This is a genomic window from Mesorhizobium sp. WSM4311 (genome assembly GCF_002295115.1).
In the GTDB taxonomy this organism is placed as follows: domain Bacteria; phylum Pseudomonadota; class Alphaproteobacteria; order Rhizobiales; family Rhizobiaceae; genus Mesorhizobium.
In genome coordinates, this window is record NZ_NSFV01000006.1 from 398,673 (window position 1) to 413,501 (window position 14,829).

Annotated in this window: 10 protein-coding genes; 9 read left to right on the forward strand and 1 reads right to left on the reverse strand. The window is 64.8% G+C overall.

Features of this window, described 5'->3' with window-relative positions; all coding sequences use genetic code 11:
- Positions 1-43: 43 nt before the first annotated feature.
- From CK226_RS18930 to CK226_RS18970, 9 genes are all read left to right on the forward strand, one after another.
- Positions 44-1,240, forward strand: coding sequence for an acyl-CoA dehydrogenase (locus CK226_RS18930; protein WP_095786933.1), 1,197 nt, complete (start codon positions 44-46; stop codon positions 1,238-1,240).
- A 123-nt stretch (positions 1,241-1,363) separates the two neighbouring features.
- Positions 1,364-4,723, forward strand: coding sequence for a transglutaminase family protein (locus CK226_RS18935; protein ID WP_095792704.1), 3,360 nt, complete (start codon positions 1,364-1,366; stop codon positions 4,721-4,723).
- 6 nt (positions 4,724-4,729) lie between these two features.
- The gene (locus CK226_RS18940) at positions 4,730-7,141 is read left to right on the forward strand and encodes a circularly permuted type 2 ATP-grasp protein (protein ID WP_095772688.1); all 2,412 of its coding nucleotides are present in this window, start codon (positions 4,730-4,732) and stop codon (positions 7,139-7,141) included.
- A gap of 3 nt (positions 7,142-7,144) precedes the next feature.
- Positions 7,145-8,029: a transglutaminase family protein gene (locus CK226_RS18945; RefSeq protein ID WP_095772689.1), complete on the forward strand. Its 885-nt coding sequence runs from the start codon at positions 7,145-7,147 to the stop codon at positions 8,027-8,029.
- Positions 8,030-8,178: 149 nt separating this feature from the next.
- Entirely contained in the window at positions 8,179-9,117 is a 939-nt protein-coding gene (locus CK226_RS18950) for a glycosyltransferase family A protein (RefSeq protein ID WP_095786931.1), read from the forward strand.
- Positions 9,118-9,217: 100 nt separating this feature from the next.
- Positions 9,218-10,309, forward strand: coding sequence for a DNA topoisomerase IB (locus CK226_RS18955; RefSeq protein ID WP_095786930.1), 1,092 nt, complete (start codon positions 9,218-9,220; stop codon positions 10,307-10,309).
- 98 nt (positions 10,310-10,407) lie between these two features.
- Complete coding sequence (locus tag CK226_RS18960; protein ID WP_095772692.1) at positions 10,408-10,782, forward strand: YciI family protein; 375 nt, start codon at positions 10,408-10,410, stop codon at positions 10,780-10,782.
- Complete coding sequence (locus CK226_RS18965) at positions 10,779-12,053, forward strand: RNA polymerase sigma factor (protein ID WP_095772693.1); 1,275 nt, start codon at positions 10,779-10,781, stop codon at positions 12,051-12,053. The genes CK226_RS18960 and CK226_RS18965 overlap by 4 nt, the downstream gene beginning before the upstream one ends.
- Before the next feature lie 187 nt (positions 12,054-12,240).
- Entirely contained in the window at positions 12,241-13,755 is a 1,515-nt protein-coding gene (locus CK226_RS18970; protein WP_095792705.1) for an aldehyde dehydrogenase family protein, read from the forward strand.
- Positions 13,756-13,867: 112 nt separating this feature from the next.
- Here the strand turns inward: CK226_RS18970 and CK226_RS18975 are convergent, their stop codons facing one another.
- Positions 13,868-14,695 (reverse strand): hypothetical protein, encoded by an 828-nt coding sequence (locus CK226_RS18975; protein ID WP_348629090.1) that lies wholly within the window; start codon positions 14,693-14,695, stop codon positions 13,868-13,870.
- Between the last annotated feature and the right edge of the window lie 134 nt (positions 14,696-14,829).

Genomic DNA, 14,829 nt, shown 5'->3' on the forward strand with positions numbered 1-14,829 from the left:
GGGCCGATAAGCCGGGCTTCACCTGTTTGAGGATCGACAAGCCATGGCCGCCGACAAGAATGCATTCGTCTGGGAAGACCCGTTCCTGATCGAGGACCAGCTTTCGGAAGAAGAGCGCATGGTGCGCGACGGCGCGGCGGCCTTCGCCGCCGACAAGCTCGCGCCGCGCATCGAGGATGCCTATCTCAATGAAAAGACGGATGCCGGCATCTTTCGCGAGATGGGCGAGGCCGGGCTGCTCGGCATTACCATCCCGGAAGAGTATGGCGGCCTCGGCGCCAATTATGTGACCTACGGGCTGGTCGCGCGGGAGGTCGAACGCGTCGATTCCGGCTACCGCTCGATGATGTCGGTGCAGTCGTCGCTGGTGATGTATCCGATCCACGCCTATGGCTCGGAAGGGCAGCGCAAGAAGTACTTGCCCAAGCTTGCCAGCGGTGAGTGGATCGGCTGCTTCGGCCTGACCGAGCCGGATGCCGGCTCGGACCCGGGCGGCATGAAGACGCGCGCCGAGAAGACCGCGAACGGCTACAAGCTCTCCGGTTCCAAAATGTGGATCTCCAATGCACCGATCGCAGACGTCTTCGTCGTCTGGGCCAAGCTGAAGGGCGAGACCGGCAAGGACGAGATCCGCGGCTTCGTGCTGGAAAAGGGCATGAAGGGGCTGTCGGCGCCTAAGATCGGTGGCAAGCTGTCGCTGCGCGCGTCGATCACCGGTGAAGTGGTGATGGAAGGCGTCGAGGTCGGCGAGGACGCGCTGCTGCCCAACGCCAAGGGCCTTGGCGGCCCGTTCGGCTGTCTCAATCGGGCTCGCTACGGCATCTCCTGGGGCTCGATGGGAGCGGCGGAAGATTGCTGGCACCGCGCACGCCAGTACGGTCTCGACCGCAAGCAGTTCGGCAAGCCGCTGGCCGGCACGCAGCTTTACCAGAAGAAGCTCGCCGACATGCAGACCGAGATCGCGCTTGGGCTGCAGGCATCCTTGCGCGTCGGGCGGCTGCTCGATGCAGGCAAGATGGCGCCGGAGATGATCTCGATCGTCAAGCGCAACAACTGCGGCAAGGCGCTCGACATCGCCCGCCAGGCCCGCGACATGCATGGCGGCAACGGCATCCAGATCGGCTACCACGTCATGCGCCACGCGCAGAATTTGGAGACGGTCAACACCTATGAGGGCACGCATGACGTGCACGCGCTGATCCTGGGACGGGCGCAGACCGGGATCCAGGCTTTCTTCTAAGCCGTGCCTTAAGCCGACTTCGCTGCTTAAATTAGGTGCACCGCAACATCTGTGCTTGGAGAATGGCCAGCAGATGTGTCAGGGTTCGGCGAATTCGTTTGAAACGCCGATCTCCGGGGCCCCATGGCAATTCTGGCAGCCGTCTACCATCTGACCCATTACAAATACGACCGGCCGGTGGTTCTCGGGCCTCAGATCGTCAGGCTGCAGCCGGCGCCGCATTCCCGGACAAAGGTGTTGAGCCATTCGCTCAAGGTCGAGCCGGCGAACCATTTCGTCAATTTGCAGCAGGATCCCTACGGCAACTTCCTTGCCCGCTTCGTCTTTCCCGAGCCGGTGACGGAACTGAAGATCGAGGTCGACCTCGTCGCCGACATGACGGTCTACAATCCGTTCGATTTCTTCGTCGAGCCGTCGGCCGAGACATTCCCGTTCGAATATCCAGAAGAGATCAGGGACGATCTCGCCATCTACCGGACACCTGAGCCGGCCGGACCGCTGCTGTCGGCCTTCCTGAGAACCATCGACACCAGCGCGAAAAACACCGTCAATTTCCTCGTCGACCTGAATGCGCGGCTGCAGCGCGAGATCGCCTATATCGTGCGCATGGAGACCGGCGTGTTCTCGCCGGAGGAGACGCTGGCCGCCGGCAAGGGCTCGTGCCGGGATTCGAGCTGGCTCTTGGTGCAGATCCTGCGCAATCTCGGCATCGCCGCGCGTTTCGTCTCGGGCTATCTGATCCAGCTGAAGCCTGATCTCGTCGCGCTGGACGGGCCGGCCGGCACATCGGTCGATTTCACCGATCTGCATGCCTGGTGCGAGGTCTATCTTCCCGGCGCCGGCTGGATCGGCTTCGACCCGACCTCGGGTCTCCTCACCGGCGAGAGCCATGTGCCGCTTGCCGCCACGCCGCATTTCCGCAATGCCGCGCCGATTTCCGGCATGGCGAGCTTTGCCAATGTCGAGTTCGGCTTCGACATGCGGGTCGACCGCATCGCCGAGCATCCGCGCATCACCAAGCCGTTCTCCGACGAAAGCTGGCAGGCGCTCGATGTGCTCGGCAACAAGGTCGATGCGACACTTGCGGCCGGCGACGTGCGGCTGACGATGGGCGGCGAGCCGACCTTCGTGTCGATCGACGATTTCGAGTCCGCCGAATGGAACACCGCCGCCGTCGGTCCGACCAAGCGCGAAAAGGCCGATGCGCTGATCCGCAGGCTGCGCGAGCGCTTCGCACCGGGCGGCTTCCTCCACTACGGCCAGGGCAAATGGTATCCGGGCGAGAGCCTGCCGCGCTGGACCTTCTCGCTCTACTGGCGTGCCGACGGCCAGCCGGTGTGGAGCGATCCGTCGCTGATCGCGCGGGAGAAAAGCGAAGCCAAGGTTGGCCCGCAGCAGGCCGAAAGCCTGCTGACGGCGATCGCCGGCGAGCTCGGCATCGACAAGGCCATGGTCAGCGAAGCCTATGAGGATCCGGCCGAATGGCTGCTCAAGGAAGGCAAGCTGCCGGAAAATGTCGATCCGTCCAATTCGAAGCTCGAGGATCCGGAAGAGCGCAGCCGCATGGCAAGAGTGTTCGAGCGCGGGCTGACCAAACCGTCGGGCTATGTGTTGCCCGTGCAGCGCTGGAACAGCCAGGCTTCGGGACCGCGCTGGCGTTCGGAAAAATGGAAGACACGGCGCGGCCGGCTGTTCCTGGTGCCGGGCGACTCGCCGGTCGGCTACCGCTTGCCCTTGGGAACGCTGCCCTACGTGCCGCCGGCACAATTCCCCTACATCGTGCCGGTCGATCCGTCGCTGCCGCGCGGCCCGCTGCCGGCCCGCGAAGCGATCCTGCCCACCGCGGCGCCGGCCGAGCTTGAAGGCGCCGACGAGATGGCGCGCCGCCAGCAGGCGGCGTCGTTCACCGCAGCGACCGGTCAGCAGGACCGGGTCGAACAGGAGATCACCGAGATCGGCGGCGCGGTGCGCACCGCGCTCTCCGTCGAGCCCCGCGACGGAAGGCTGTGCGTATTCATGCCGCCGGTCGAGGCGCTGGAAGACTATCTCGAACTGGTCGCCGCCGCCGAGAATGCGGCGCGTGCCATCGGTCTTCCCGTGCATATCGAGGGTTACGGGCCGCCGCATGACCCGCGTCTCAACGTCATCCGTGTGGCGCCGGACCCCGGCGTCATCGAGGTCAACATCCATCCGGCTTCCAACTGGCAGGACTGCGTGGCGACGACCACGGCGATCTATGAGGAAGCGCGGCTGACGCGGCTTGGCGCCGACAAGTTCATGATTGACGGCCGCCACACCGGCACAGGCGGCGGCAACCATGTCGTGGTCGGCGGTGCGACGCCCAATGACAGCCCGTTCCTGCGCCGGCCCGATCTGTTGAAGAGCCTGGTGCTGCAATGGCAGCGGCATCCGTCGCTGTCCTATCTGTTCTCCGGCCTGTTCATCGGCCCGACCAGCCAGGCGCCGCGCTTCGACGAGGCGCGTCACGATTCGCTTTACGAACTCGAAATCGCCATGGCGCAGGTACCGCATCCGGACCAGGGCGCGGCACCCTTGCCGTGGCTGGTCGACCGGCTGTTCCGCAATTTGTTGACCGACGTCACCGGCAACACGCACCGCTCTGAAATCTGCATCGACAAGCTGTTCTCGCCGGATGGCCCGACAGGACGGCTGGGACTGGTCGAATTCCGCGGCTTCGAGATGCCGCCCAATGCGCGCATGAGCCTGGCGCAGCAACTGCTTGTCAGGGCGATCATTGCCCGTGCGTGGAAGAACCCGCTCGACGGCCGCTTCGTACGCTGGGGCACTTCCCTGCACGACCGTTTCATGCTGCCGCATCATGTCTGGGCGGATTTCCTCGACGTGCTGGACGACCTCAAGCTCAATGGCTTCGAGTTCCGTCCCGAATGGTTCGATGCGCAGCTCGAATTCCGCTTCCCGTTCTGCGGCGAGGTTCAGCATGCCGGCATCAAGCTGGAGCTGCGGCAGGCGCTGGAGCCATGGCATGTCATGGGCGAACAGGGCGCGATCGGAGGCACTGTGCGCTTCGTCGATTCCTCGGTCGAGCGGTTGCAGGTCAAGACCGAAGGCGTCAATCCGGAACGCCATACCATCGTCTGCAACGGCCGCATCGTGCCGATGAAGGTGACCGATAACCGCGAGGTCGCGGTGGCCGGCGTGCGCTTCAAGGCCTGGCAGCCGGCTTCGGGCCTGCATCCGGCGCTGCCGGTCAACACGCCGCTGGTGTTCGACATCTATGACCGCTGGTCAGGAAGGGCGGTCGGCGGCTGCGTCTACCATGTCGCGCATCCCGGCGGCCGCAATTACGACACCTTCCCGGTCAACGGCAACGAGGCGGAGGCGCGGCGGCTCGCCCGCTTCGAGCCGCGCGGCCATACACCATCGGCCTATGTGCTGCGCGAGGAACAACCGGCGGAAGATTTCCCGATGACCCTTGACCTCAGGCGACCGGCAAGACTCTGATCAGCGATGGCAAAGGGGAATCACAAAAGGATACGCGGCAAGCCGCAGATCCATAGCCTGCTGGAGCACTACCAGCCCATCGACGGCGTCGTCGACGAGATGGTCGACGCCGCAGGCAATCCCCGTCCGGTCTGGAAGCATTTCATCGAGGCGCTCGACGATCTCGGCGCCGAGAAGCTCGGCCAGCGTTTTGCCCGCGCCGACCAGTATCTGCGCGATGCCGGCGTCTACTACCGCGTGTATGACAAGGCCGGCGCCAATGAGCGCGAATGGCCGCTGGCGCATGTGCCGCTGCTCATCGAAGACAGCGAATGGGCCGCGATCAGCGCCGGTCTCGTGCAGCGGGCCGAACTGTTCGAGGAAACCATCGCCGACATCTATGGGCGCAACCGGCTGATCGAAAAAGGCATCCTACCGGCGGGATTGATCGCGGCCAGCCCCGAATATTTGCGGCCTGTCGTGGGTACCACGCCGGCCGGCGGCCATTACCTGCATATCTGTGCCTTCGAGCTTGGCCGTGGGCCTGACGGCCAGTGGTGGGTGCTGGGCGACCGTACGCAGGCGCCGTCGGGCGCAGGCTTCGCCCTGGAGAACCGCGTCGCCACGACGCGCGCGCTGTCCGACATCTATGGCGAGATGCATGTGCATCGGCTCGCCGGCTTCTTTCGTCGTTTCCGCGATGCGCTGATCGGCATGGCCAGGGAAAGCGATGGCCGCGTCGCCATTTTGACGCCGGGGCCACTCAACGAAACCTACTATGAACACGCCTATATCGCCCGCTATCTCGGCATCATGCTGCTCGAAGGCGAGGACCTGACCGTTTCCGGCGGCAGGCTGATGGTGCGCACCGTTTCCGGCCTGATGCCGATCAGCGTGTTGTGGCGGCGTCTCGACGCGGCTTTTGCCGATCCGCTCGAATTGCGGTCGGATTCGCAGATCGGCACGCCGGGGCTGGTCGAGGCGATCCGCCAGGGGGCGGTAGCCACAGTCAATGCGCTGGGTTCAGGCCTGATGGAAACGCGGGCGCTGCTCGCCTTCCTGCCCAAGATCGCGCGCGAATTGCGTGGCGAGGAGCTGCTCTTGCCGAGCGTCGCGACATGGTGGTGCGGGCAGGCGACCGAACGCGCCCATGTGCTTGCAAATATCGACCGCATGGTGGTCGGCCCGGCGCTGTCGACGAGACTTGCCTTCGAGGATGATGGCCAGACCACGCTCGGTTCGGCGCTGTCGGCAGGCGAACGGGCCGAGCTGGTGGCGCGCATCGAACGCGATGGCGGCGCCTTCGTCGGCCAGGAAGCCGTGACGCTGTCGACGACACCGGTCTTTGTCGGCGGCTGGCTGGAGCCGCGGCCGGCGAGCCTGCGCGTCTACCTGGCGCGCACGCCCGATGGCTGGACGGTGATGCCGGGCGGGTTCGCCCGTGTCGGCCTGTCGCTCGACCCGACGGCGATCGCCATGCAGCGCGGCGGCCAGGCGGCCGACGTCTGGGTGGTCAGCGACAGGCCCGTCGAGCGCGAGACGCTGCTGCCGCAGGAGGGTGACAGCTTCACGCGCACCAGGCCGGGCAGCCTGCCGAGCCGCGCTGCGGAAAACCTGACCTGGCTCGGCCGTTATATCGAGCGCTCGGAAGACACGGTGCGCATCCTGCGCGCCTACCATGTGCGGCTGGCCGAGACATCCGATCCGGACATGCCGCTGCTGGCCGACATCAGGGACTATCTCGAACCGTTCGGCATCGACGTCGAGACGGCGATCCCGTCGGGGCTGATCGGCACGCTCGACAGCGCGGTCTACAGCGCGGGCCAGATCCGCGACCGCTTCTCGCCCGACGGCTGGCTGGCGCTCAAGGACCTGTCGAAGACCATCCACCAGTTCGCGACGACGGTGGCGCCGGGCGATGACGCGACGCGGGCCATGACGGTGATCCTGCGCAAGCTCGCCGGTTTTTCCGGCCTGCTGCATGAGAACATGTACCGTTTCGCCGGCTGGCGGTTCCTTGAGATCGGCCGGCGGCTGGAACGCGGCATCCAGATTGCCCGGACGCTGTCCCGGCTGACCGACCCCAAGGCGCCGGACGGCGCGCTCGACATGATGCTGGAGATCGGCGACAGCGTCATGACCCATCGCCGGCAATATCCGGTGCAGGCCGGCCGGCGCACGGTGATCGATCTTCTGGCGCTCGACCCGCTCAATCCTCGCTCGATCCTGTTCCAGTTGGAAAGGCTGAAGGCCGAGATCGGCCTGTTGCCGTCGGTCGGCGGCGAGGGGCACATGTCGACGGCGGCGAAGGAGATCCTGCAGCTCAACACGGCCATAGCCATCAAGGAGCCTTCGGATATGACGGCAAAGGCGCTGGACGAACTCGCCTATGAAATCGGCGGTCTCTACAACAGCCTCGCCAAAGCCTATTTCGGCTAGTTCATGCTCTACGACATCAGGCTTCATCTCCATTACGACTATGCAGCCGCTGCAGGCGGCGGTCGCCATCAGATCCGCGTGCTGCCATCGACGATATCGGGCGTGCAGCGCGTCATTGCCGCATCGCTGTCCTTTGCCCCGGCGCCCAATGAACGATCGGATTTCTCGGATTTCTTCGGCAACAACGTCACTTCGATTGCTTTTCGCGATGCCCATGACGCGCTCGACATCAGGATGAGCGCCCGCGTTTCGGTGTCGCGGCCCGAGCCCGGGCTCGACGTGTCGCCCGATATAGGGCGGCTGCGGCAGGAACTGGCCGCGGTGCGGTCGTTGGCGTCTGACTCGCCGCACCATTTTCTGGCGGGAAGCGCTCACTCCGGTATCGACGCGGCGATCACCTCTTATGCGCAGGACAGCATCGGCACCTCGGCCGCCGGCACGGCAATGGATCTGTGCAACCGCATCCATCGAGATTTCACTTATGACGGCGAGGCGACCACGGTGCGGACCCGGGCCAGCGATGCCTTCAGGCTGAAGCGCGGCGTCTGCCAGGATTTTTCGCACATCATGATCGCGGGCTTGCGCGGGCTCGGCATTCCGGCCGGTTATGTCAGCGGCTTCCTGCGCACCATCCCGCCCAAGGGCAAGCCGCGGCTGGAAGGCGCCGACGCCATGCATGCCTGGGTCAAGGTCTGGTGCGGACGTGACGCCGGCTGGCAGGAGTTCGACCCGACCAACGGCATGCGAGCCAGCAACGATCATATCACCGTCGGCTACGGCCGCGACTATTCCGACGTCGCGCCGATCGTCGGGGTGCTGAAGACCACTGGCGGGCAGGTCGGCGAGCAGGCCGTCGACGTCATTCCGGCTGCGCTCGAGAAGGTATGAGAGCGAGCTGAAAAGCGCGAAGCGTTCCGCCACTGCAATTGTGGGTGGAGGAAGCGACTTCTCAAACATCGAAGGGGTCGCTAATCTCTATTTGTTTCGAGGGACAGCCATTTTTTGCTGCCAATGGGCGCGGGCGCGGGGTCTTTTAATTGAAAGCGGTCAGCGTCGTCATCCCGGCCTACAATGCGGCGGCCACGATCGCGACAACGCTGGCGTCGCTTAGCAGTGAGGCCGACGTCATCGGCGAGGTCCTGCTGGTCGACGATGCATCGACCGACAACACGGCTGATGTCGCAAGGCAGGCAGCGGCGCAATTGGCCTTGCCGCTGCGCGTGCTGCCTGCCGAATGCCGCGACGCCGGCGGCGCCCGCAACGTGGCGCTGGCCCAGGCGCTCCATCCCTGGGTGTATCTGATCGACGCCGACGATTTGCATCTTCAGGGCGGATTGCGCGCGCTGCTGCGGCAGGCGGAGAACCAGCCGAAAGCCGGCATGATCGTCGGCGCCTACCGGCGGCGGGTGAACGGCCAGGATCGGCAGATCAAGATTCCGAACGGCTATCAGGCTGCGTGCCTGGCAAATGCTTCGGCCTACGTAAAAGGCGACATACGCTCCGTCGCCGTGGGCAGCGTTCTGGCGTCCCGGCAACTGATCCGCGATACACGGTTTCCGGTGGGCCTTGCCTATGACGAGGACACGCTGTTCTGGGCGCGGCTGATGAGCAAGGCTTCGCTGGCCATGACGCCGCAACCCGTCATGGTCTATGAGGTTTCGCCGGCCCGTTCCGACGACCGCTTTGCAATCAACCCGGTGCGGCGCTTCCTGGAGTGGCGCCGGGAATTGCGCACGCTCACCGATTGCGGCATCCCGGTCTCGGCGCTCAAGACCAGGGAGGGGCTTGTCGCCCTCAAGATCGCCCGCGTCCACTATGCGCGCGGCGACCTGGACATTGCCGCGCGCTTCCTGGCAGTGGCCGCTGCCGCGCCAAAGCGGCGGTCGGAAGCCTGGCGCTGCCTGCGCTACAGGCTCAAGCTCGCGGTGCGACGGCGGCTGTCGGCGCCGCGGGTGGAACTGCAGGGCGCCTCGTAAGGTTCCGTCATTCGCTTGCCGCGCCAGCCGACTTTCGCGGCAGGGCGTGGAACCAGCTGTCGGCCAGTAGCTTATCTACTCATATTTGCGTGGAGCTTGCATGCTGCAGAGATCCGGATTGCCGCCCTGCCGGTCAACCGACGGCGACGCCGCGCCGAAGAACGGGGCGCAAAGCGCGGCCGGGCACGCCGCACTGACCTATGTCAGCGATGCCGAGCCCGGTATACGCCGGCTAAAGACAGGCAAGGGATTTTCCTACAAGGGGCCGGACGGGAAAGCGGTCTCCCCTGCCGCCAGGGCGCGTATCGAGGCGATCGTCATCCCGCCGGCCTGGACGGATGTCTGGATCTCGCCTGATGCCGACGGGCACATCCAGGCGACTGGCAGGGACCAGCGGGGGCGCAAGCAGTATCGTTATCATCCGCAATGGGCCGAAGAACGCGACGGTGCCAAATATTCGAGCCTCGTTGCCTTCGCCGAGAGCTTGGCCAGCCTGAGGCGCACGATAGACAGCGATTTGCGCCGCCACGGCCTGCCGTTCGAGCGCGTCGTCGCCGCGGTCGTCTGGCTGCTCGACAACACGATGATCCGCGTCGGCAATGCCGCCTATGCGCGAGACAACAAGAGCTTCGGCCTGACGACGTTGCGCGACCGTCATGTCGATATCAAGGGATCGAGGCTGCGCTTCGCCTTCGAGGGCAAGTCCGGCAAGGAATGGAAACTGAAGCTGGTCGATCGCCGTATCGCCGGCATCGTGCGGGGTGCGCAGGACCTGCCGGGCCAGAAACTGTTCCAGTATCTCGACGAGGAAGGCAACAGACGCCCGATCCACTCCGACGACGTCAACCGCTACATCAGGGATGCCGCCGGCGATGCGTTCAGCTCCAAGCATTTTCGCACCTGGGGCGGCACCATCCATGCCGCGTCGCTGTTTGCGCAGACGGAGCTGCCCGAAACCCAGGCCCAGCAAAAGCGGGTGATGAACAGCGTCATCGACAAGGTGGCCGAGCGGCTGGGGAACACGCGCGCCGTCTGCCGCAAATGCTATATTCATCCGCTGGTTTTCGAGGCCTGGTCGCAGGGACGGCTGCTGGCAGAAATGGCGGAAGCCAACAAGCGCAAGCGGCCGATCGAGGGTCTCGATGACGAGGAAGCGATCGTGCTGAGATGGTTGAAGTCGCATCAACGCTGACTGGCGGCGATTGACGGTCGCTCAATCCGTCTTTTTTGTCGACGTCGTGTCGGGATCGGTCATACTGTTTCGTCCTTTGATACAGAAAAGGACCAGCCATGCTCTACGCCATACTCTGCTATGCCTCCGAAGACGTCGTCAGCTCCTGGAGCAAGGCGCAGGACGACGAAGTCATGGCCAATCTCCTCAACGTTCAGGACAAGTACGCCAAGGCTGGCCGACTTGGCCCGGTGGCGCGGCTTTTGCCGACGACGGCGGCGACGACGCTGCGGAAAGTGAAAGGCGAATCGGTCGTCATCGACGGGCCCTTCGCCGAGACCAAGGAGCAGTTCCTAGGTTTCTACACCCTCGACTGCGCCGATCTCGACGAGGCCGTCGAATTCGCCCGTGAGCTCTCCGAGGTCAACCCGAGCGGCGGCTCCTATGAGATCCGGCCGGTCTCGGTGTTCAATCCCACCGGTGTTGCCGTATGACCGAACTTGCCTGGATCAGCTCCGCGATCAGCGCCGCCCGCCCGCAGGCAATGGGCGCGCTGCTGCGCTATTTCCGCGATCTCGATACGGCGGAGGAAGCTTTCCAGGATGCCTGTCTCAGGGCGTTGAAGAACTGGCCGCAGAATGGGCCGCCGCGCGACCCGGCGGCGTGGCTGATCTTCGTCGGCCGCAACAGCGGCATCGACGCGGTGCGCAAGCGCGCCAAGCAGGCGCCGATGCCGGAAGAGGACCAGATCTCCGATCTGGAGGATGCCGAGAGCGACATCGCCGAGCGGCTGGACGGCGCGCACTATCGCGACGACATCTTGCGGCTGCTGTTCATCTGCTGCCATCCGGACCTTCCGGCAACGCAGCAGATCGCGGTCGCGCTGCGCATCGTCTCCGGTCTGACCGTCAAGCAGATCGCTCGCGCCTTCCTGGTCGGCGAGAGCGCCATGGAGCAGCGCATCACCCGCGCCAAGGCGCGCATCGCCGACGCCGGTGTGCCGTTCGAGACGCCGGGCGCTGTCGAGCGCTCCGAGCGCCTCGCCGCGGTGGCGGCGATGGTCTACCTGATCTTCAACGAAGGCTATTCGACCAACAGCGGCGAGGCGCCGGCCCGCGCGCCGCTGTGCGAGGAGGCGATCCGGCTTGCCCGGCTGTTGCTGCGGCTGTTCCAGACCGAGCCGGAGATCATGGGGCTGACGGCGCTGCTTTTGCTGCAACATGCGCGCGCGCCGGCCCGCTTCGACGAAGACGGCGAGATCGTGCTGCTGGAGGACCAGGATCGCGGCCTGTGGAGCCGCAAGATGATCGACGAGGGGCTGGCGCTGGTCGACAAGGCGTTGCGCCATCGCAAGCCCGGTCCCTATCAGGTGCAGGCGGCAATCGCCGCTTTGCATGCCCGGGCAGAAAAGGCCGAGGACACCGACTGGGTGGAGATCGACCTGCTCTACGGCCTGCTCGAACAAATGCAGCCGTCGCCCGTCATCACGCTCAACCGCGCGGTGGCGGTCTCGAAAATACGCGGCCCGGAAGCCGCCCTCGCGATGATCGAGCCGCTGGAAGAAAGGCTTTCCGGCTATTTCCACTTCTTCGGCCTCAAGGGCGGACTGCTGATGCAACTCGACCGGGGTGAGGAGGCGCGGGTTGCCTTCGACCGCGCCATCGCGCTGGCCAACACGGCGGCGGAAGCGGCCCATATCCGCATGCATATCGACCGTTTGATGAAAGACGGCGCCGTGCGCGTGCCGGCGAAAAAGGCCAACTGAGCCGCGTTTGCCCATCTGGCTCAATCGTGTCGCCCGGGCTTAGACCATGCCGGGGTGGCGATTTTCCCTTGAAACGAGTAAGGCCACGCCATGACTGTGCCCGAAGTGCCTTTTCGGCACGCGGGCGAATGGTGCGAGGCTTTGATCCGACGCCAGATGATGACGACGGGATCTGAAAGGGACAAAAATGACCATTGCGAAGGAAACGGCCGAGCTTCTGGCGAAACTGGGTGTAGCCAAGGACGCGCTTGCCGGCGGCGACCTCATCGTGCGCAGCCCGGTGACGGGCGAACAGATCGCGGCGCTGAAGACCATCTCGCCGGCCGACGCGGCAAAGACCATCGATGCCGCGCACAAGGCGTTCCAGTCCTGGAGGCTGGTGCCCGGTCCGAAGCGCGGCGAACTGGTAAGGCTGCTCGGCGAGGAATTGCGTGCGCACAAGGCCGAACTTGGCCGGCTGGTGTCGATCGAGGTCGGCAAGATCCCATCCGAGGGGCTCGGCGAAGTGCAGGAGATGATCGACATCTGCGATTTCGCCGTCGGTCTGTCCCGGCAATTGTACGGTCTGACCATCGCTACCGAGCGTCCGGGCCATCGCATGATGGAAACCTGGCATCCGCTCGGCGTCGTCGGCGTCATTTCCGCCTTCAACTTCCCGGTCGCGGTGTGGTCGTGGAATGCGGCACTGGCACTGGTCTGCGGTGACGCGGTGGTGTGGAAGCCATCGGAGAAGACGCCGCTGACCGCACTTGCCTGCGAAGCGATCTTCAAGCGCGCGGTCAAGCGTTTCGGCGCCGACGCGCCGCAGGGGCTGGCGCCGGTGCTGATCGGCGACCGCGCCGTCGGCGAAATCCTGGTCGACCATCCCAAGGTGCCGCTGGTTTCGGCGACCGGCTCGACCCGCATGGGCCGCGACGTCGGTCCGCGCCTGGCCAAGCGCTTCGCGCGCGCGGTACTGGAACTCGGCGGCAACAATGCCGGCATTGTCTGCCCGACCGCCGATCTCGACATGGCGCTGCGCGCCATCGCGTTCGGCGCCATGGGCACGGCCGGCCAGCGCTGCACGACGCTGCGGCGCCTGTTCGTGCATGAGAGCGTCTACGATGCCTTGGTGCCGCGCCTGAAGAAGGCCTATCAGAGCGTCTCGGTCGGCAATCCGCTGGAGACCTCTTCGCTGGTCGGGCCGCTGATCGACAAGGCGGCTTTCGATGCCATGCAGAAGGCGCTGAAGGAAGCCACCGCCCATGGCGGCAAGGTGACCGGCGGCGCGCGCGTCGAGAACGGCCACCCGGACGCCTACTACGTGCACCCGGCGCTGGTCGAAATGCCGAAGCAGGTGTCGCCGGTGACAGAAGAGACCTTCGCGCCGATCCTCTATGTGATGAAATATTCGGATTTCGACGCCGTGCTCGACGAACACAATGCGGTGGGTGCGGGCCTGTCGTCGTCGATCTTCACCCGTGATCTGCAGGAATCGGAGCGTTTCCTCGGTGTCGACGGTTCGGACTGCGGCATCGCCAATGTCAATATCGGCACGTCGGGCGCCGAGATCGGCGGTGCCTTCGGCGGCGAAAAGGAGACCGGCGGCGGCCGCGAGAGCGGCTCGGATGCGTGGAAGGCCTACATGCGGCGCGCCACCAACACGGTGAACTATTCCAAGGCGCTGCCGCTTGCCCAGGGTGTTTCGTTCGACATCGACTGAGAACGCCGAGGTCTGCCCAAGATCAGTGTCGGTGATGCTCGGCGAGCGTCAATCGACACAGGGCAATCCGCCTCACGCGTTCCCCAAAATCGGCCCCTGTGCAGGGCGCTGCTCAGTCACCGCCTTGCGGTGGCGGGAAACAAGCCTTGAAGGCGTTGTCGACGACAGCCAGCTTGGCGGCCTGCACGGTCATGTATTCCTCGTAGAACCCGTGCGACACCCACATCACCGAATGGCCGCGTTGGCCAAGCCAGCCAATGCTGCCGAGTTCCTCGGCAGTGCGCAGTTTGCGGCCGAGATGGGTCCGCGACAGCTTGAGCCATTTGGCGAAATCGCCGATCGAAACGACGCTGGTCGGAATCCGCTCCAGGCCGGCATGATCCGGATCGATGCCGGACATCAGCCAGTCCATGACGATACCGCCATTGTTAAGCCAGATGAAAAGGGAAAAGGTCTGGTTGGGTTCGCGCACCGGCTTTGAGGCCAGCAGGCCGTTAGCGATCAGTGGCTGCAGCGTGGCAAGCATGTCGGGCCGTTCCAGATATCTACCCAGCCGGTCGCCGCCATCGATATGGTCAAGCGTGCGCAGATGGGCGGTCACCCAGCCGGTGAACCTCTCGATGGTGGCGGCCGTCGGTTGCAGGGGATGCGTGCGGCCGTCCCCACCCGCCACATACTCGGCGATGTTGTAGTGCAGCATCTCCTTGATGAAAGCATCCGCCGTATTGCGGCTGGCCACGGCGTTCTTGTGCACGACCTCGGTGAAACGCGAGACGGTCAACTCCTTGCGGCGGTCGTTCGGGTCCCGCCGGAAATGCATGGAAAGGCCGACATGAGCCATCAGCCAACGCTGCTGCGTGGCAAAGATGGAAGCCAGTCGCGGGGTTTCCTCATAGATTCGGATCAGGGACTGCGACTGTTCCTGTACGTAGCGGTGCAAGGCCGGATGGGCGGCTATGTCTTCCAGATTCAGCGCGGATCTCCCGATCTCTTGAATCAACTCGGATAGTTGCGTTCCCTATTTTTCAGCCTTCAACACTTGTGTCCAGACGTACCATTTGCGGACAACAGGGC